This is a genomic window from Isoptericola nanjingensis, from assembly GCF_050311635.1.
Classification (GTDB): domain Bacteria; phylum Actinomycetota; class Actinomycetes; order Actinomycetales; family Cellulomonadaceae; genus Isoptericola; species Isoptericola nanjingensis.
Map to the genome: position 1 here is coordinate 98,840 of NZ_JBNOZL010000001.1, position 16,229 is coordinate 115,068.

Consider the following 16,229-nt stretch of genomic DNA (forward strand, 5'->3'; position numbering starts at 1 on the left):
CGCCGCCGTTGCTCAGAGCTCCCCGAGCTCCGTCTCGCCGCTGAACACCAGCTCCGCCGGGCCGGCGAGCTCCACGTGCCCGCCGTCGAGCAGCCGCACCCGGACGAGCCCGCCGGGCACCTCGACCTCCCAGATGTCCGGCACGGGGCCGTCGGCGCCAGCCACGGCCCACGCGCGCACCGCGAGCGCCGCGGCGCACGCCCCCGTGCCGCAGGACTGCGTCTCCCCCACCCCGCGCTCGTGCACGCGCATCCGCACGTGCCCGACCGCCCGCCCGTCGGGGTCCACCGTCTCGGCGAGGGGCACGACGAGCTCCACGTTCGTGCCCTCGGGGGGCAGGGGGTCGACCTCGGGCGCGCGGGTCAGGTCGGCCTCGGCGAGCTCCGACGGCCGCGCGAGGGCGACGACGGTGTGAGGATTGCCCATGTCGACGCTCAGCGCCGGGCGCGGGGCGTCCCAGCCCCGCACGAGGACGGCGGCGTCGGCGCCGCGCGTCGCGGCCTCCTGCCCGCCGGGCAGCGCCCAGGGACCCATGTCCACGGCGTACCAGCCGCCGGGCTCCTTGCGGACCCGGCGCACGCCGGCGCGGGTGCCGAGCGCGAGCTCCTGCCCGTCCTCGAGGTCCGCGAGCCCGAGCTGCTCGGCGAACGCGGTGAAGACGCGCACGCCGTTGCCGCACATCTGGGCGACGGAACCGTCGGCGTTGCGGTAGTCCATGAACCAGATGGCCGCGGGCTCCTCGGCGAGCACACGGTCGGCGACCGCCTCGCCGGCGCGCGCGACGGCCGCGGTCGGCGCGAGCCGGATGACGCCGTCGCCGCCGATCCCGCCGCGTCGGTCGGCCAGGCGCCGCACCTGGTCCGGGGTCAGGTCGAGGTCCCCCCGCGTGTCGGCCAGCAGCACGAAGTCGTTCTGGGTGCCGTGACCCTTGGTGAAGCGCAGCGTCATGAGCCCAGACTACGGCGCACGGGCCCCGTCCCGGGCTCCGGCAGCCGCCCGGCGTCGGCGGCGCGCACCACCGCGAGCGCCTCGTCGAGCAGGTCGGGCGAGCCCGCGTCGAGCCAGCGCACCCGCGGGTCCCGGCCGAACCAGCCCATCTGCTTGCGCGCCAGACGACGGGTGTTCGCGACGATCGCCTCGCGCGCGGCCTCGAGCGTGAGCTCGCCGCGCCAGCACGCGAGCAGCTCCGCGTAGCCGACCGCGCGGGCCGCCGTCGTGCCCAGGCCCGCGCCCGTCCCGCCCTGCTCGGCCGAGGCGAGCGACCGCACCTCCTCGACGAGGCCCTCCGCCCACATCCGCTCGACCCGGCCCGCCACGCGGGCGTCGAGCACCTCGCGGTCGCAGTCGAGCCCGATCTGCACGGCCGGGCGGACGTGCTCCTGGCGGGGCAGGTTGGCGGTGTACGGGCGGCCGGTGAGCTCGATGACCTCGAGCGCACGCACGATCCGGCGCGTGTTGTGCGGGCCGATCGACGCCGCGGCGTCGGGGTCGAGACGGGCGAGCTCGTCGTGCAGGGCGCGGCGCCCCTCGCGCTCGGCGCGGTCCTCGAGCCGGGCCCGGACGGCCGCGTCGGTGCCCGGGAAGTCCATGTGGTCGAGCAGCGCGCGCACGTACAGGCCGGAGCCCCCGACGACGACGACGCGCGCCCCGCGGCCCGCGATCGCGTCCAGGTCGGCGCGCGCCGCGCTCTGGTACCGCGCCACGGACGCGTCCTCGAGCGGGTCCAGGACGTCGAGCTGGTGGTGCACGATCCCGCGCCGATCGCCGACCGGAACCTTCGCCGTCCCGACGTCCATGCCGCGGTAGAGCTGGAACGCGTCCGCGTTGACGATCTCGGCGTCGGCGGTCCCCCGCACGGCGCCCTGCGCGCCGGCTCCGGACGGCGACAGGGCCTGCGCCAGGTCGAGCGCCAGGTCGGACTTCCCCGTCGCCGTCGGGCCGACGACGGCGACGACCACGGCCGCGCCGGACCCGCCCCCGCGCGCGCTCTCGGACGGGCTCGCGGTGGGGTCGGGTGCGCTCACGCCCACGACCCTAGCCCGCCGTCCGAGGGCTGTCGGACCGGCTGGTTAGGGTGTCCTTCGCCACCCACCGAGCCTGGCGCGACGACGTGTGCGCCCCGGCTCCCGCACAGGACGAGGACCCATGGCCTTCTTCACCAAGCCCACCGTCGCGGCGACCGCCGCCCCCGCCCCGCTCACCCGGGACCGGCTCGAGGCGCTGATGACGCGCCGCGAGTGGTACTTCGGCATCGACGACGACGGCGACCTCGGCGGGGTCTGGGACGAGAACACGTTCTACTTCCTGCTCGCGGGCGAGCCGGCCGGGATCCTGCAGATCCGCGGCCGATGGAGCCGCACCCTCCCGGTCTCCGAGCTGGGGACGCTCACCGCGCTCCTCAACGAGTGGAACGTGGGGCGCATCTGGCCCAAGGTCTTCGCGCGCCCGGAGGACGACGGGTCGGCCGTCGTCGTGTACGCCGAGGTGGCCACCGACCTGCGCAGCGGCGCGAACGACGAGCAGCTCGAGCGGATCGTCGACTGCGGTCTCGCCACGGGGCTGTCCTTCTTCGAGATGCTGGACGAGCGCTACCCGGCGGCCGACGGCGCGCAGGGGGCGGATCAGGAGGCCGCACGCCCCGCGGCGGGCGACGCGCGGTGACCAGCGGCATCGACGCCTTCCAGGTCGACCTGCGCGGCCTGGTCGAGCTGCTGAGCCGGCACCTGTACTCGAGCCCCCGCGTCTACCTGCGCGAGCTGCTGCAGAACGGCGTCGACGCGATCACCGCGCGCCGCGCCCTGGACGCCGACGCGCCCTCGCGCGTGCTGCTGCGCCCGCTGGACGACGGCGGTCTCGAGGTGCACGACACGGGCGTCGGCCTCACCGCCGACGAGGCCCGCGACCTGCTGGCCACCATCGGGCGCAGCTCGAAGCGCGACGCCGGGCCCGCCGACCCGGCCGACCCGCTCGCCGGGGCTCTCGGCACGGGGTTCGGGGGCGGGCGCGAGGAGTTCCTCGGCCAGTTCGGGATCGGCCTGCTGTCGGCGTTCATGGTCGCCGACGAGATCGACCTCGTGTCGCGCTCCGCGCGTGACCCGGAGGCGCCGCCGGTCCGCTGGCGCGGCTATGCCGACGGCCGGTACGAGCTCACCGAGCTCGACCCCGAGGACCCCTCGGCTCCCGGCGAGCCCGGGAGCGTCGTCCGGCTGCGCCCGCTGCGCGACGCGGAGCACTGGCTCGAGCCCGACACCGTGGCGGCCCTCGCCGCCGACTTCGGCGGGCTGCTGCCCGTGGACGTGTCGGTCGAGGTGCGCCTGGACGACGGTGGCACGGTCAGGCGCCGCCTCAGCGGCGGCGAGCTGCCCTGGCGCGCGACCCATGCGGACGACGCCGAGCGCGCGCGGGCGCTGGCGGCGTACTGCGAGCGCACCCTCGGCTTCACGCCGCTGGCCCACATCGACCTCGACCTGCCGGTCGCCGGGCTCACCGGGGTCGCGTTCGTGCTCCCCGCCGCCGTGGCCCCCACGACCGCCACGCACCACCGGGTGTCGCTCAAGCGCATGCTGCTCGGCACGGGCGTCGAGAGCCTCCTGCCCGAGTGGGCGTTCTTCGTCCGCTGCGTCGTCGACGCGTCCGCCCTGCGGCCGACGGCGTCGCGCGAGGGGTTGTTCGAGGACGACGTCCTGTTCGCCACCCGCGAGGCGCTCGGCGAGCAGGTCCGCGCCTGGGCCCTCGAGACGCTGGCCGAGCCGTCGCCGCTGGCCCGGTCGTTCCTGTCCACGCACCACCTCGCCGTCCGCGCCCTGGCGGTGCAGGACGACGCCATGCTCGACCTGGCCGCCCGCGTGCTGCCGTTCGAGACGACCGTCGGCACGCGCACCCTCGCGGACCTGGCCGAGCCCGCCGACGGAGGGGCGCCCGCCCGGGTGCTGTGGACCACCAGCGTCGAGGAGTACCGCCGCGTGGCCGCGGTCGCCGCGGCGCAGGGCCTGCCGGTGCTCAACGCGGGGTACGTGTACGACGCCGACCTGCTCGCCCGCGTCGCCCGGCGACGGCCGGGGTGGCGCCTCTCCCCCGTGGCGCCAGGCGACCTCGAGGCCGTGCTGGGCGAGGTGGAGCCGCTGCGCGAGCTCGAGGTGACCGACGCGCTCGCCGCCCTCGGCGACGACCTCGCCGACCAGGACTGCGACGTCCAGCTGCGGGTCTTCTCGCCGTCCGAGGTGCCCGCGATGCTGCTCACCGACCGGGACGGCGAGCACGCCCGCCAGACCCGCGAGGCCGCCGCCCCCGTCGGCGACGCCACGGACGTCTGGGGCTCCGTCCTCGCCGGCCTCGCCGGCCCGGCCCGCGCCCGCCGGCTCGTGCTGAACGACGCCAACCCGACGGTCCGCGCGCTGCTCGCGGCCGACGACGCCCCCGTCCGCGCGGCGGGCGCCCGGTCGCTGTACGTGACCGCCCTGCTCGCGTCCGGCCGGCCGCTGGCCGGCGCCGAGGCGAGCCTGCTCGACCACGCCCTGCGCACGCTGCTCGAGCGTGCCCTGCCCGACGCCCGCACCACCAAGCCCCGCACCACCGAGCCCCGCACCACCGAGCCCCGCACCACCGAGCCCCGCACCACCGAGCCCCGCACCACCGAGCCCCGCACCACCGACACCGAGGACGACGCCCGATGACCCGCACCCTGGACGAGGCGAACCGCGCCGTCTCGACGATCATGAGCATGCCGTACGGCGTCGCGCGCAGCGCTGCCGCGGAGCAGGAGGCCGCACGCATCACCGCGGAGGGCCCGGACGAGGCCCGCGCGTACGCCCTCTTCGCGCTGGTCGACTCCTACACCTCGACGCCCGAGGCCGAGAAGGCGTTCCTGCCGTTCACCCAGCTCCTGCGCTGGTGGGACGCGCACCCGGAGCTGTTCGACGGCAGCGACACCCACTCGCTGTTCTGGTCGTTCAAGTGGATGGTGGGCCTGCTCGCGCGGTTCCCCTCCGTCCCGACCGCACAGCTCGACGCGACGCTCGACGACATGGAGCGCCGCTACGCGCTCGCCGGGAACGGGACCAGCGCGGTGGCCGGCGAGCGGTTCGCCTGGCTGCGCGCCCAGGGCGCCCCCGGCACCGAGGAGGCCTACCGGACCTGGATCACCACGCCCCGCGACTCCTTCTCGGACTGCGCCGCCTGCCTGCCCGCCGGCCAGGCGGAGTACCTCGCCGAGACCGGCCGCGTCCGTGAGGCGGCCGACGTCGTGAGCGCCGCCGTCGCGTCGGGCGCCACCTGCGGCGACGAGCCCGCGGGGATGGAGTCCCTGCTGCAGCTGCTCCTGCTGGACCTGGGCGACGCCGCGGGCGCCGCGGCCGCGCACCGCAGCGCGATGAGCCACCTCGACGCCGCGGTGTCGAAGGAGATCGCCACCTCCCGCCACGTGGAGTTCCTCGCGCGGACCGGGCACCCGGAGCGCGCCCTGCGGCTCCTGCACGCCTCCCCCGAGCACCTCACGGTGTCCGACTCGCCGGGCGAGCGCCTCGCCGTGCTCACCCACGTCGCGGTCGCCACGGGCGTGCTGCGCGAGACGCACGCCGAGACGCCCGTCGAGCTCGCGGGGGTACCGGCGCGCACGGTCGCCGAGCTGGACGCGTGGGCCCGCGGCGAGCTCACGCCGGTCGCCCGCGCCTTCGACGCCCGGCACGGCACCGACCGGCACGCCCGCCTGCTCGACGCCGCGTGGGAGCGGCAGTCGCGCCGGCTCCCCGTCGAGCTCGGGGTGCTCGCCGCCGCCGAGCGCACGGCCGCCGCGACCGGCCCCGTCCCCGGCCCGGCGCCCGACGTGCTGACCGACGGGCTGCCCGTGTCGCTCGCGGGCGCGGACGCGGGCTCCCCCGCCGGCGTCGACCTCGCCGGCGTGACGGACCCGCGCGACGACGCCGACCCGGTCGCCGCCGCTCTCGCGCGGGCCGAGCTCGAGCCCGACCCGGTCGAGGCCTCCGCGGCCTACCTCACCGCCGCCCGCGTGGCCGAGGAGGCCGGGCGGCTCGAGGACGCCGGCTTCGCCCTGGCCGAGGCCGCGCAGGTGGCCGCCGCCCTGGGCGACGACGAGGGCGCGGTGCCCGCGTTCGGGCGGGCAGTCGGCCTGCTCCGGGCCGCGGGGACCGACCCCGCCTACGTCGGCCCCGTGGTCCGGGCCGCCGCCGCGGCCCAGGCTCGCGCCGGCGACGTCGACGCCGCCCTCGCCGCGGTCGAGCGGGTGCTCGGGGGCGTCGTGCGCCCCACGGTCGGCGCGCCCGCGGCGCCGACGCCCGCGCTGTCGGAGGACCTCGCGACCCGCCGCGCCGCGTTCGCCGCCGCCGAGGAGCGGCAGCTGCGCGACGTGCGCGCCCGCCTCCTCGCGACCGCGGGGCAGCACGCCGAGGCGGCGCGCCAGGCGGAGACGGTGGCCGAGGAGTTCGGTCGTGCCGGCCTGCCCTTCGACGCCGCCCACGCGTTCTGGCTGGCGGGCAGCGCGCTCCGGGCCGCGGGCGACGCCACCGCGGCGGTCGACCCGCTGCGGGCCGCGTTGGAGGGTCTCGCGGCGGTGGGCGCACGGGCGGACCTGGCCGCCGTCGCGGACGAGCTCGTCGGGACGCTCCGGGGTCTGGGTCGCGCCGAGGAGGCCGACGCCGTCGCCGCGTCGCTCGTGCCCTGACGCGCGGCGGCCGTCAAGCGACGCCGGTCGCGCCGGGCCGGTGACGCGAGGCGACCCGCCGACCGCCGGACCGGTCGACGGGTCAGCCCGCGCGTCCCTCGGCGACCCCGTAGGACGGCGGCAGGTGCTCGTGGCCGCCGGGGACGGTCGTCACGCACCACAACCACCGGCCCGGCGCCACGGCGGCGTCCAGCAGGGCCGAGACCGCCGGCGCGAGGAGCACCGGGCAGCCGGCTCCCCGGTCGGACGCCGGACCGGGCTCCGGATCGCGCGCAGGGTCCGGCACCGCCGCGGCGCCCGGGGTCCCGGGCGCGGCGCCCCCCGCGACGACGACCGCGGGCGCGCGGTGCAGCGCGGCGACCGCCTCGGCCGGCGCCTCGGCGGCGTCGGACACCTCGAGCACGACGACGTCGGGCGGTCCGTCGTGTCCCGCTCGCCGCAACGAGGCGCGCAGCGCGAGCAGCGCCACCGACGCCGGGACGTGCGCGGGACGGGCCGACGCCGGGCCCGACCGGGCGCACGCGGCGACCTCGGGCACCCAGCGGTCGGCGACGCCCGCCCCCGCGAGGGACGGCCGCCTCCGGCCGAAGCCGCCGCTCGCCCCCCGAGGCGCGGCCGCCAGCACCACGAGAGGTGCGTCACCGTCCCGACGCGTCGTCGCCGGGGTGACGGACGCGGCCACCAGCCGGTCGAGGGCCGCGGCCACCGCGACGCGGACGTCACCGAGGCGGTCGGCGCCGCCGCCGGCACCGGGCACGAGCAGGGACGTTCCTGGGAGGACGACGGCGCGGGCTGGCACGCGCCCAACCTACCCTCGCCCTCTCGCTCGCCCTCTTCACGCCCCCGCCACCGCCCGGCGGGCGGCACGGTCCGCGACCCCGGGCCGTCCGGCCCTCGGCGCTCGCGCCCCGCCGTGGGTCCCGACGTGTAGCGTGGACGGGTGAGGTTCTTCGGTTCACGCCGGGCAAGCAAGATCCGGCCGACCTCCGTCGGCCGGGAGGACGAGCTCGTGGGCGGCCTTCGGGACGACGAGCTCCACGACCGGATCGAGGGTCTGCTCGCCGACCACGTCGGCGCGGACGACGCGCTGGCCCCGTTGTCGCGCGAGCGCGTGACGGACTGGCTGGAACGGTCCGGTTTCTCCTACTTCGTCGACTCCGACGGAGACGTCGGCGGGCTCTGGCACGGCTGGTTGTTCTACTTCCTCGTGCTGGGCGAGCGGTCGGAGGTGCTCCAGGTCCGCGGTCAGTGGCACCGCGACCTCAGCATCGACCGGCTCGGCGACATCCTCGAGCTCTGCAACGAGTGGAACGCCGAACGGATCTGGCCCAAGACGTACGTGCGCGTGCGCGACGACGGCTCCGTCGTGGTCTGCGCGGAGGTCACCGTGGATGTCGGCAGCGCGGTCGGCGAGGCGCAGCTCGACCAGCTGCTGCAGTGCGGCCTCAGCACGGGGTCGATGTTCTTCGAGCACCTCGACACCACGTTCCGCGACCCGCTGCGGGACGCGTCGTGACCGGCGCGGACCGGTCCGGCACCGCCCGCCGGCTGCTCGGCGGCGTCCGGCGAGCGGCGGACGCGGTCGGTCGCGCCGTGCAGGACGCCGGCGCACGCGTCGCCGCCCGCGCGGAGCGTGCACCCGCGGGCCCGCGCGGCACGACACCGCGGCCGTTGTCCCACGTCCGTGTGGCGGACGACCTGACCCGCCGGGGCTACCGGTTCCGCACGGACGACGACGGCGACGTGACCGGGACGTGGGACGGCAACCGGTTCTGGTTCCTCCTGCTCGGCGACCACGACGAGATCCTGCAGGTGCGCGGCCGCTGGGCCGGCACGGTGCCCGAGGGCGCCCGCCTGGCCGTCCTGCAGGCCGTGAACGACTGGAACCGCGAGCGGGTGTGGCCCAAGGTCTACGCCCGGGCGGAGGGCGAACGACTCGCGCTCTACACCGAGGTGTCGGTGGACTTCGAGCACGGCGCGACGGACGAGCAGCTCGCCGCCACCGTGTCGTGCGGCCTCGTCACGTCGTCGCAGTTTTTCAGCACCGTGGGTGCGATGACGCCCGGCGGGCCGGAGATCGACGACCCGTCCTGAGCCGGCCCGGTTCGGGCAACCCGCCCGGTCAGCCTCGCAGCGAGGGCATCCCGAGCACGACCGGGCCCGCGGACGGCGCCGTGCCGTGGGAGTGCTCGTCCTCTCCCCCGCCGAGGCGCGCCGTCTCCCGCTGCGCCCAGGCGTCGCCCGACCGGGTGCGGCGCACGGCGTACGCGCCGCCGTCGAGCACCGCGTCCGCGACGAGGAAGTGCGGCGCCGACCGCGTGACCCCCACGGTCACGACGTCGCCCGGGCGCGGCAGGCGCGCGTCGAGCGTCGCGGCGTCGGCGAGCCGCGGGTCCTCGAGCGAGGTCGGGGCGCCGGCGAGGCCCTCGGCCCCGGCGGCGACGTCGTCGAGCAGGTCGGCGGGGAGCGCGAGGTGCACGAGCCGGTTGTCGGGGGCGCGTCCGGAGAGCCGGTGCGTCGCGCCGTCCTTCTTGCCGGCACCCTCGGAGACGAGGACGTCGATCGTGCGCCCGACCTGGCGGGCGGCCTCCTCGCCGGCGATGCGCTCCTGGAGGGCCAGCAGGCGCTCGAACCGCTCCTGCACGACCTCCTTGGGCAGCTGCTCCTCCATGGTCGCGGCCGGCGTGCCGGGGCGCGGGGAGTACTGGAACATGAACGCCGAGCTGAACCGCGAGGCCTCCACGACGCGCAGCGTCTCGCGGAAGTCCTCCTCCGTCTCCCCCGGGAAGCCCACGATGATGTCGGTCGTGATCGCGGCGTCCGGCATGGCGTCCCGCACGCGGTCGAGGATGCCGAGGAACCTGGCCGACCGGTACGACCGGCGCATGGCGCGCAGCACACGGTCCGAGCCGGACTGCAGCGGCATGTGCAGGCTCGGCATGACGTTCGGCGTCTCGGCCATGGCGGCGATGACGTCGTCGGTGAACGCCGCCGGGTGCGGGGAGGTGAAGCGCACGCGCTCCAGCCCCTCGATCGCGCCGCAGGCGCGCAGCAGCTTCGCGAACGCCCCGCGGTCGCCGAACTCGACGCCGTAGCTGTTGACGTTCTGGCCCAGCAGCGTGACCTCGACGGCGCCGGCGGCCACGAGCGCCTCGACCTCGGCCAGGACCTCCCCCGGCCGGCGGTCGCGCTCCTTGCCGCGCAGGTGCGGCACGATGCAGAACGTGCAGGTGTTGTTGCAGCCGACCGAGATCGACACCCAGCCCGCGTAGACCGACTCGCGGCGCGTGGGCAGCGTGGAGGGGAAGACCTGCAACGACTCCGCGATCTCCACCTGGGCCTCGGCGTTGTGCCGGGCCCGCTCGAGGAGGACCGGGAGCGCGTCCAGGTTGTGCGTGCCGAAGACGACGTCCACCCACGGGGCCTTGGACACGATCTCGCCGCGGTCCTTCTGCGCGAGGCAGCCGCCGACCGCGATCTGCATCCCCGGCCGGTCCGACTTGATCCCGGCGAGCTGCCCGAGGTTCCCGTAGAGCCGGGTCGCGGCGTTCTCGCGCACGGCGCAGGTGTTGATCACGACGACGTCGGCGCGGCTGGCCGCCTCGTCCTCGGCGGTGGCGCGCGCGTAGCCGGCCTGCTCGAGCATGCCGGCCATGTGCTCCGAGTCGTGCACGTTCATCTGGCAGCCCAGGGTGCGCACGAGATAGGTGCGCTGGCCGGACGGCTCGTCCGTGGGACGTGCCGACACGGCGGGGCTCTGCGTGGTACTGGACATCGCATCTAGGGTACGGTGCCCGACGGCCGGGCCCCGACGAGGTGACCCAGACCTCCTGCTCGACGGCGTGGCCGCCGCGGTCAGGGCCCGGAGCGCAGTCATGCTGCGCAAGCACTGTTACTGAACCGTTGCGGAACCGGACAACCCGGTGCTGGTCGCGGAAACACCGAGTGGATAGGTTCGACAGATGGATCACGGCGATGCGACCACGACGACCGACCCCGCCGAGGCGGAGTCCTCCCTCGGTGCCCCGCTCGTCGAGCTGAAGAACGTCAACAAGCACTTCGGCGAGTTGCACGTGCTCCAGGACATCGACCTCACCGTGCGCCGGGGCGAGGTGCTCGTCGTCATCGGCCCGTCCGGCTCCGGGAAGTCCACCCTGTGCCGGGCGATCAACCGCCTCGAGACGATCGACTCCGGCGAGATCCGGATCGACGGCCAGCCGCTGCCCGAGGAGGGCAAGGCCCTGGCCAAGCTGCGGGCCGACGTCGGCATGGTGTTCCAGGCGTTCAACCTCTTCGCGCACAAGACGATCCTGGAGAACGTCACGCTCGGGCCGGTCAAGGTCCGCAAGGAGCGCTCGTCGGCCGCGAAGGAGCGCGCCCTGCAGCTGCTCGACCGGGTCGGCGTGAAGAACCAGGCCCAGAAGATGCCCGCCCAGCTCTCCGGCGGTCAGCAGCAGCGCGTCGCGATCGCCCGCGCGCTGGCGATGAAGCCCAAGGTGATGCTCTTCGACGAGCCCACCTCGGCGCTCGACCCGGAGATGATCAACGAGGTCCTGGACGTCATGGTCGCCCTCGCCAAGGAGGGCATGACGATGATCGTCGTCACCCACGAGATGGGCTTCGCCCGCAAGGCCGCGAACCGGGTCGTCTTCATGGCGGACGGCCAGATCGTCGAGGAGGCCACCCCCGAGGAGTTCTTCACCGCGCCGAAGAGCGACCGCGCCAAGGACTTCCTGTCCAAGATCCTCTCCCACTGACCAGCACTGACCCACCCACGACCACTGCCACGCTAGGGCGGGAACCCCCGCCGGCCGCGCGGTCCGGGACCTGACATCGGCGTCCCCGGCCCGCCCGGGCGACCACAACGAAGGGTAAGAACGATGCGCACACGACACGCAGGGGCCGCGGCGCTCGCCGCACTGACCGCTCTCACGCTCGCCGCCTGCGGCGGCGGCGACGTCGGCGGCGAAGGTGGCGGCGACGAGACCGGCGGTGCCGGGGGCGGCGACACCATCAAGATCGGTATCAAGTTCGACCAGCCCGGCCTGGGCTACCAGGACGGCAGCGAGTACACCGGATTCGACACCGACGTCGCCCGCTACGTCGCGGACAAGCTCGGCTACTCGGAGGACCAGATCGAGTGGGTCGAGGCACCGTCGGCCAACCGCGAGACCATGCTGCAGACCGGCCAGGTCGACATGATCTTCGCGACCTACTCCATCACCGACGAGCGCAAGGAGCAGGTCGCGTTCGCCGGCCCGTACTTCATCGCCGGTCAGGACCTCCTCGTCGCCGAGGACAACACCGACATCACCGGTCCCGAGACGCTCGAGGGCAAGAACCTCTGCTCGGTGACCGGCTCGACGTCGGCGCAGCGCATCAAGGACGAGTACGCCGAGGGTGTGCAGCTCGTGGAGCGGCCCGGCTACGCCGAGTGCGTCACCGCGCTCACCGCCGGCCAGGTGGACGCAGTCACGACCGACGACATCATCCTCGCCGGCCTCGCCGCCCAGCCCGCCAACAAGGGCAAGGTCAAGGTCGTGGGGGCTCCGTTCTCCGAGGAGAACTACGGCGTGGGCCTGCCGCAGGACAACGACCGCTGCGAGGACATCAACGCCGCGATCACGGAGATGATCGACGACGGCTCGTGGAAGGAGGCCGTGACCTCGAACACCGAGGGCACCGGCTACACCCCGAACGCCGACCTCAACCCGCCGACGCCGGACGCCTGCGCCTGACGAGGTCGTCCGACCGTCCGATCGGCACGAGGGGGGCGGCGCCGCCGCGCCGCTCCCCTCGTTCGTCGACATTCGTCCGTCCACCGCGGTTCCCGCCGCACCACCCTCCGGGAGGCTGACACACCGTGGGTGACTTCCTGTCCCAGTTCGGCGAGCTCTTCGCGATCTACGACGTGCCCGCCGCGTTCTGGGTCAACATCCAGCTGACGTTCTGGGCCGCGATCTTCTCGCTGATCCTCGGCACCGTGCTCGCGCTCATGCGGATCTCGCCCATCGCGAGCCTGCAGTGGGCGGGCGCGGCCTACGTGAACATCCTGCGCAACACTCCGCTGACCGTCATCATGACGTTCCTGTTCCTGGCGGTCTGGACGCAGCTGCAGATCACGCTGTCCGACGACTTCGCTCAGAACTTCTTCCGGTTCGGTGTGATCGGCCTGACCGTGTACCACGCGGCGTTCGTGTGCGAGGCGATCCGCTCGGGGGTCAACACCGTGCCCCTGGGCCAGGCGGAGGCCGCCCGGGCGATCGGCCTGTCCTTCCTGCCCGCCGCCCGGCTGATCATCCTGCCGCAGGCGTTCCGCGGCGCGATCGCGCCCCTCGGCAACACCCTGATCGCGCTGCTGAAGAACTCGACGGTCGCGGTCGCGGTGAGCGTCTCCACGGAGACCTCGACCCTCATGCGGGAGATGATCGAGAGCAACGCGAACTACATCTACGCGATCTTCATGATCTTCGCGATCGGCTTCGCGGTGCTCGTGATCCCCATCGGTCTGCTCACCACCTTCCTCTCCAACCGACTGGCGGTGCGCCGATGAGCTCTCAGCAGTCCGTCCTCTTCGACGCCCCCGGCCCCCGTGCGCGCCGGTTCATCGTGCTCGGCAACATCCTCGGCGCGCTCGTCGTGCTGGGCATCGCCGCGCTCGTCGTGGTGCAGCTCGCCGCCAAGGGGCAGTTCGCCGCGGCGCTGTGGGAGCCGATCTTCACGTCCAGCGCCTGGCAGAACTACTTCATCCCCGGCCTGCAGAACACGCTGCGGGCCGCGGGGTTCGCCATCGTCGGCGCCGTGGTCTTCGGCCTCATCTTCGGGTCCGGGCGGCTCGCCCGCGTGCGCGCCGTCCGCTGGTTCAGCGGCGTGGTCGTGGAGTTCTTCCGCGCCGTGCCGGTGCTGCTCATGATGGTCTTCTTCTGGCTGCTGTTCGGGTTCAACCGGATCAGCGACGACCCGGCCTTCCTCGCCGTCGTGATCGCCCTCATCCTCTACAACGGGTCCGTCATCGCGGAACTGGTGCGGGCGGGCGTCGGCAACCTGCCGAAGGGCCAGTCCGAGGCCGGCCTCGCGGTCGGGCTCACCGGCGGGCAGGTGCTGCGGTCGATCCAGCTCCCCCAGGCCCTCATCGCGATGCTGCCGGCCCTGGTGTCCCAGCTCGTGGTGGTCCTCAAGGACACCGCTCTCGGCCAGATCATCACCTACGACGAGCTGCTGCGCGCGGCGCAGATCTTCGGCAACGGGAACAGCAACAACCTGCAGACGCTGACGGTCGCCGCGCTGATCTTCATCGTCATCAACTGGGCGCTGACCGCCGTGGCCCGCTGGCTGTCGCGGTACCTCAGCGGCCGCACGTCGGGGGTCACCGCGGCCGGTCCCGGGATCGGCAACCCGACCGCTGTCGCCGGCGGCAAGACGACGGGGCCGGGCAACGCCATCGCGGCCACCGGAGACCCGAGCGCGACCTGACGCGCGATCGCGCCTGCCACGCAGGACGACGGATGCCCCCGGACGCTTCTCGCGTCCGGGGGCATCCGTCGTCCTGGGGCGTGCGTTGAGATCCGATCCTGCGGGCGGAGATCCATGACAAGCGTGGACGTGGAGGCGACGGCACCCACGGACGGCGGAGCCCGCTGGCAGCGCGCGAGTCAGTCCACGGCACCGGGGTAGTCGTCGTCGAGGTCGTCCTCGCCCTCCTCCGCGAGGGCGTCGCGCACGACGCCGAAGGAGACGCCCGGCGCGTAGCCCTTGCGCCCGAGCGCCCCGACGGCGCGGCGGACGCGCACGTCGCGCTCCAGCCCGCGGGTGCGTGCCACGTGCTTGCGGGCCAGGGCCAGAGCGGCCGCGCGCTCGTCGTCGGGGTCCACCTGCTCGAGCGCGTCGGCGGCCGTCTCCTCGGCGATGCCGCGGCGGCGCAGCTCCATCGCCAGCGCGCGCCGCGAGAGCCCTCGCTCGGAGTGCCGCGTGCGCACGAGCATGTCGGCGTAGGCGGCGTCGTCGACCAGACCCACCTCGTCGAACCGGTCCAGCACCGGCCCCACGACCGCCTCCGGGTAGCCCTTGCGCGCGAGCGACTGCTCCAGCTCCGCGCGGCTCTTCGGGGCTGCCGTGAGGATGCGCAGCAGAGTCTCGCGCGCCTTCTCCGTGGCGTCCTCGAGCGTCAGCTCGCCGGCCTCGAGCCGCTCGGCCACCGTGCGACGGGGCTGACGCCCGCGCGGGGCGCCGTCCGCGTCGCCCTCCGAGCCGGCATCCGAGCCGGCATCTGGGTCGGCATGGCGGCGGCCGCGACGCTTCCCCACGCCGCGACCGCCCGGGGCAGTATCCCCCGAAGTCACGAGACCCCTCCTCCGTCGACCGCGACGAGCGCGGCGCCTGTCAGAACGGCGCCTTCTTGCCCTTGGCGCCCGCCTTGGCGGTCGGTGCCGGGTCGACGCTCAACCCCGTGGCGGAACCCGCGGCGCCCGTGGCCGGAGCCTCCGCCGCGGGGGCGTCCAGCTTGGCGCCGACACCGAGCTTCTCCTTGATGCGCTTCTCGATCTCGTTCGCCAGGTCAGGGTTGTCCTTCAGGAAGGCCCGGGCGTTCTCCTTGCCCTGGCCCAGCTGGTCGCCCTCGTAGGTGAACCACGAGCCGGACTTGCGCACGAACCCGTGCTCCACGCCCATGTCGATGAGCCCGCCCTCGCGGGAGATGCCCACGCCGTACAGGATGTCGAACTCCGCCTGCTTGAACGGCGGCGCCATCTTGTTCTTGACGACCTTGACGCGGGTCCGGTTGCCGACCGCGTCCGTGCCGTCCTTGAGGGTCTCGATGCGGCGGATGTCCATGCGCACCGAGGCGTAGAACTTCAGGGCCTTGCCGCCGGTGGTGGTCTCCGGCGAGCCGAAGAACACGCCGATCTTCTCGCGGAGCTGGTTGATGAAGATCGCCGTGGTGCCCGACGCGCTCAGCGCACCGGTGATCTTGCGCAGCGCCTGCGACATCAGGCGGGCCTGGAGGCCGACGTGGCTGTCGCCCATCTCGCCCTCGATCTCGGCCTTCGGCACGAGCGCCGCGACCGAGTCGATGACGATGATGTCCAGCGCGCCGGAGCGGATCAGCATGTCCGTGATCTCCAGGGCCTGCTCGCCGGTGTCCGGCTGCGAGACCAGCAGGGCGTCCGTGTCGACGCCGAGCTTCTTGGCGTACTCCGGGTCGAGCGCGTGCTCGGCGTCGACGAACGCCGCGATGCCGCCGGCCCGCTGGGCGCTGGCGACGGCGTGCAGCGCGACGGTCGTCTTGCCGGAGGACTCCGGGCCGTACACCTCCACGACGCGCCCGCGCGGGAGGCCGCCGATGCCGAGCGCGATGTCCAGCGCGATCGAGCCGGTGGGGATGACCTCGACGGGCGCGCGACCCTCGTCGCCGAGGCGCATGACCGAGCCCTTGCCGAAGCTGCGGTCGATCTGGGCGAGCGCGGCCTCGAGTGCCTTCTCGCGGTCTGCCGTTGCGGGCATGTCGGTCACCTTTGCGTTCTGGGCGCGGCGGCTGCGCGCCTGCGTTCGTGGCTGC

Annotated in this window: 15 protein-coding genes; 9 read left to right on the forward strand and 6 right to left on the reverse strand. The window is 74.6% G+C overall.

Annotated elements, in window-relative coordinates:
• Positions 1 to 12 precede the first annotated feature (12 nt).
• Both dapF and miaA read right to left on the reverse strand, forming a co-directional pair.
• Entirely contained in the window at positions 13 to 948 is a 936-nt protein-coding gene (gene dapF, locus ACQP6G_RS00460) for a diaminopimelate epimerase (protein WP_429762210.1), read from the reverse strand.
• Positions 945 to 1,958 (reverse strand): tRNA (adenosine(37)-N6)-dimethylallyltransferase MiaA, encoded by a 1,014-nt coding sequence (gene miaA / locus ACQP6G_RS00465; protein ID WP_429762673.1) that lies wholly within the window; start codon positions 1,956 to 1,958, stop codon positions 945 to 947. The genes dapF and miaA overlap by 4 nt, the downstream gene beginning before the upstream one ends.
• A 187-nt stretch (positions 1,959 to 2,145) precedes the next feature.
• Between miaA and ACQP6G_RS00470 the strand changes: the two genes are divergently transcribed.
• From ACQP6G_RS00470 to ACQP6G_RS00480, 3 genes are read left to right on the forward strand one after another with little or no spacing between them, the layout of a single operon-like run.
• On the forward strand, positions 2,146 to 2,661 hold the full coding sequence (locus ACQP6G_RS00470; protein ID WP_429762211.1) for a type III secretion system chaperone family protein: 516 nt from the start codon (positions 2,146 to 2,148) through the stop codon (positions 2,659 to 2,661).
• A complete protein-coding gene (locus ACQP6G_RS00475) occupies positions 2,658 to 4,673 on the forward strand; it encodes an HSP90 family protein (RefSeq protein WP_429762212.1) in 2,016 nt (671 codons plus the stop codon). Before ACQP6G_RS00470 ends, ACQP6G_RS00475 begins: the two co-directional genes overlap by 4 nt.
• Complete coding sequence (locus ACQP6G_RS00480) at positions 4,670 to 6,676, forward strand: hypothetical protein (protein ID WP_429762213.1); 2,007 nt, start codon at positions 4,670 to 4,672, stop codon at positions 6,674 to 6,676. Before ACQP6G_RS00475 ends, ACQP6G_RS00480 begins: the two co-directional genes overlap by 4 nt.
• A gap of 82 nt (positions 6,677 to 6,758) precedes the next feature.
• On the opposite strand, the gene ACQP6G_RS00485 is transcribed toward ACQP6G_RS00480, so the two are convergent.
• Complete coding sequence (locus ACQP6G_RS00485) at positions 6,759 to 7,475, reverse strand: hypothetical protein (protein WP_429762214.1); 717 nt, start codon at positions 7,473 to 7,475, stop codon at positions 6,759 to 6,761.
• 141 nt (positions 7,476 to 7,616) lie between these two features.
• Here ACQP6G_RS00485 and ACQP6G_RS00490 point away from each other — a divergent pair, with 141 nt between their 5' ends.
• Positions 7,617 to 8,192 carry a YbjN domain-containing protein gene (locus ACQP6G_RS00490; protein ID WP_429762215.1) on the forward strand — a complete coding sequence of 192 codons (576 nt, stop codon included), beginning with the start codon at positions 7,617 to 7,619 and terminating at the stop codon, positions 8,190 to 8,192.
• Positions 8,189 to 8,770 carry a type III secretion system chaperone family protein gene (locus ACQP6G_RS00495; protein ID WP_429762216.1) on the forward strand — a complete coding sequence of 194 codons (582 nt, stop codon included), beginning with the start codon at positions 8,189 to 8,191 and terminating at the stop codon, positions 8,768 to 8,770. Before ACQP6G_RS00490 ends, ACQP6G_RS00495 begins: the two co-directional genes overlap by 4 nt.
• 28 nt (positions 8,771 to 8,798) lie before the next feature.
• On the opposite strand, the gene miaB is transcribed toward ACQP6G_RS00495, so the two are convergent.
• Positions 8,799 to 10,451, reverse strand: coding sequence for a tRNA (N6-isopentenyl adenosine(37)-C2)-methylthiotransferase MiaB (gene miaB, locus ACQP6G_RS00500; RefSeq protein ID WP_429762218.1), 1,653 nt, complete (start codon positions 10,449 to 10,451; stop codon positions 8,799 to 8,801).
• Between the two features lie 187 nt (positions 10,452 to 10,638).
• Here miaB and ACQP6G_RS00505 point away from each other — a divergent pair, with 187 nt between their 5' ends.
• The 4 genes from ACQP6G_RS00505 to ACQP6G_RS00520 all read left to right on the forward strand — a co-directional run bounded on the left by ACQP6G_RS00505 (position 10,639) and on the right by ACQP6G_RS00520 (position 14,149).
• A complete protein-coding gene (locus tag ACQP6G_RS00505) occupies positions 10,639 to 11,433 on the forward strand; it encodes an amino acid ABC transporter ATP-binding protein (protein ID WP_429762219.1) in 795 nt (264 codons plus the stop codon).
• Between the two features lie 123 nt (positions 11,434 to 11,556).
• Positions 11,557 to 12,414 carry a glutamate ABC transporter substrate-binding protein gene (locus tag ACQP6G_RS00510; protein ID WP_429762220.1) on the forward strand — a complete coding sequence of 286 codons (858 nt, stop codon included), beginning with the start codon at positions 11,557 to 11,559 and terminating at the stop codon, positions 12,412 to 12,414.
• Positions 12,415 to 12,539: 125 nt separating this feature from the next.
• Complete coding sequence (locus ACQP6G_RS00515; protein ID WP_429762221.1) at positions 12,540 to 13,229, forward strand: amino acid ABC transporter permease; 690 nt, start codon at positions 12,540 to 12,542, stop codon at positions 13,227 to 13,229.
• Complete coding sequence (locus ACQP6G_RS00520) at positions 13,226 to 14,149, forward strand: amino acid ABC transporter permease (protein ID WP_429762222.1); 924 nt, start codon at positions 13,226 to 13,228, stop codon at positions 14,147 to 14,149. Before ACQP6G_RS00515 ends, ACQP6G_RS00520 begins: the two co-directional genes overlap by 4 nt.
• 179 nt (positions 14,150 to 14,328) lie before the next feature.
• On the opposite strand, the gene ACQP6G_RS00525 is transcribed toward ACQP6G_RS00520, so the two are convergent.
• Together ACQP6G_RS00525 and recA are read right to left on the reverse strand one after the other, a co-directional pair.
• A complete protein-coding gene (locus ACQP6G_RS00525; protein WP_429762223.1) occupies positions 14,329 to 14,871 on the reverse strand; it encodes a regulatory protein RecX in 543 nt (180 codons plus the stop codon).
• Between the two features lie 184 nt (positions 14,872 to 15,055).
• Positions 15,056 to 16,174 (reverse strand): recombinase RecA, encoded by a 1,119-nt coding sequence (recA, locus tag ACQP6G_RS00530; RefSeq protein ID WP_429762224.1) that lies wholly within the window; start codon positions 16,172 to 16,174, stop codon positions 15,056 to 15,058.
• Between the last annotated feature and the right edge of the window lie 55 nt (positions 16,175 to 16,229).

Excerpts from the sequence above, each read along its gene's own strand:
- dapF (WP_429762210.1), bottom strand. The coding sequence starts at position 948 with ATGACGCTGCGCTTCACCAAGGGTCACGGCACCCAGAACGACTTCGTG.
- ACQP6G_RS00470 (WP_429762211.1), top strand. The coding sequence starts at position 2,146 with ATGGCCTTCTTCACCAAGCCCACCGTCGCGGCGACCGCCGCCCCCGCC.
- ACQP6G_RS00480 (WP_429762213.1), top strand. The coding sequence starts at position 4,670 with ATGACCCGCACCCTGGACGAGGCGAACCGCGCCGTCTCGACGATCATG.
- miaB (WP_429762218.1), bottom strand. The coding sequence starts at position 10,451 with ATGTCCAGTACCACGCAGAGCCCCGCCGTGTCGGCACGTCCCACGGAC.
- ACQP6G_RS00505 (WP_429762219.1), top strand. The coding sequence starts at position 10,639 with ATGGATCACGGCGATGCGACCACGACGACCGACCCCGCCGAGGCGGAG.
- ACQP6G_RS00510 (WP_429762220.1), top strand. The coding sequence starts at position 11,557 with ATGCGCACACGACACGCAGGGGCCGCGGCGCTCGCCGCACTGACCGCT.
- ACQP6G_RS00520 (WP_429762222.1), top strand. The coding sequence starts at position 13,226 with ATGAGCTCTCAGCAGTCCGTCCTCTTCGACGCCCCCGGCCCCCGTGCG.
- recA (WP_429762224.1), bottom strand. The coding sequence starts at position 16,174 with ATGCCCGCAACGGCAGACCGCGAGAAGGCACTCGAGGCCGCGCTCGCC.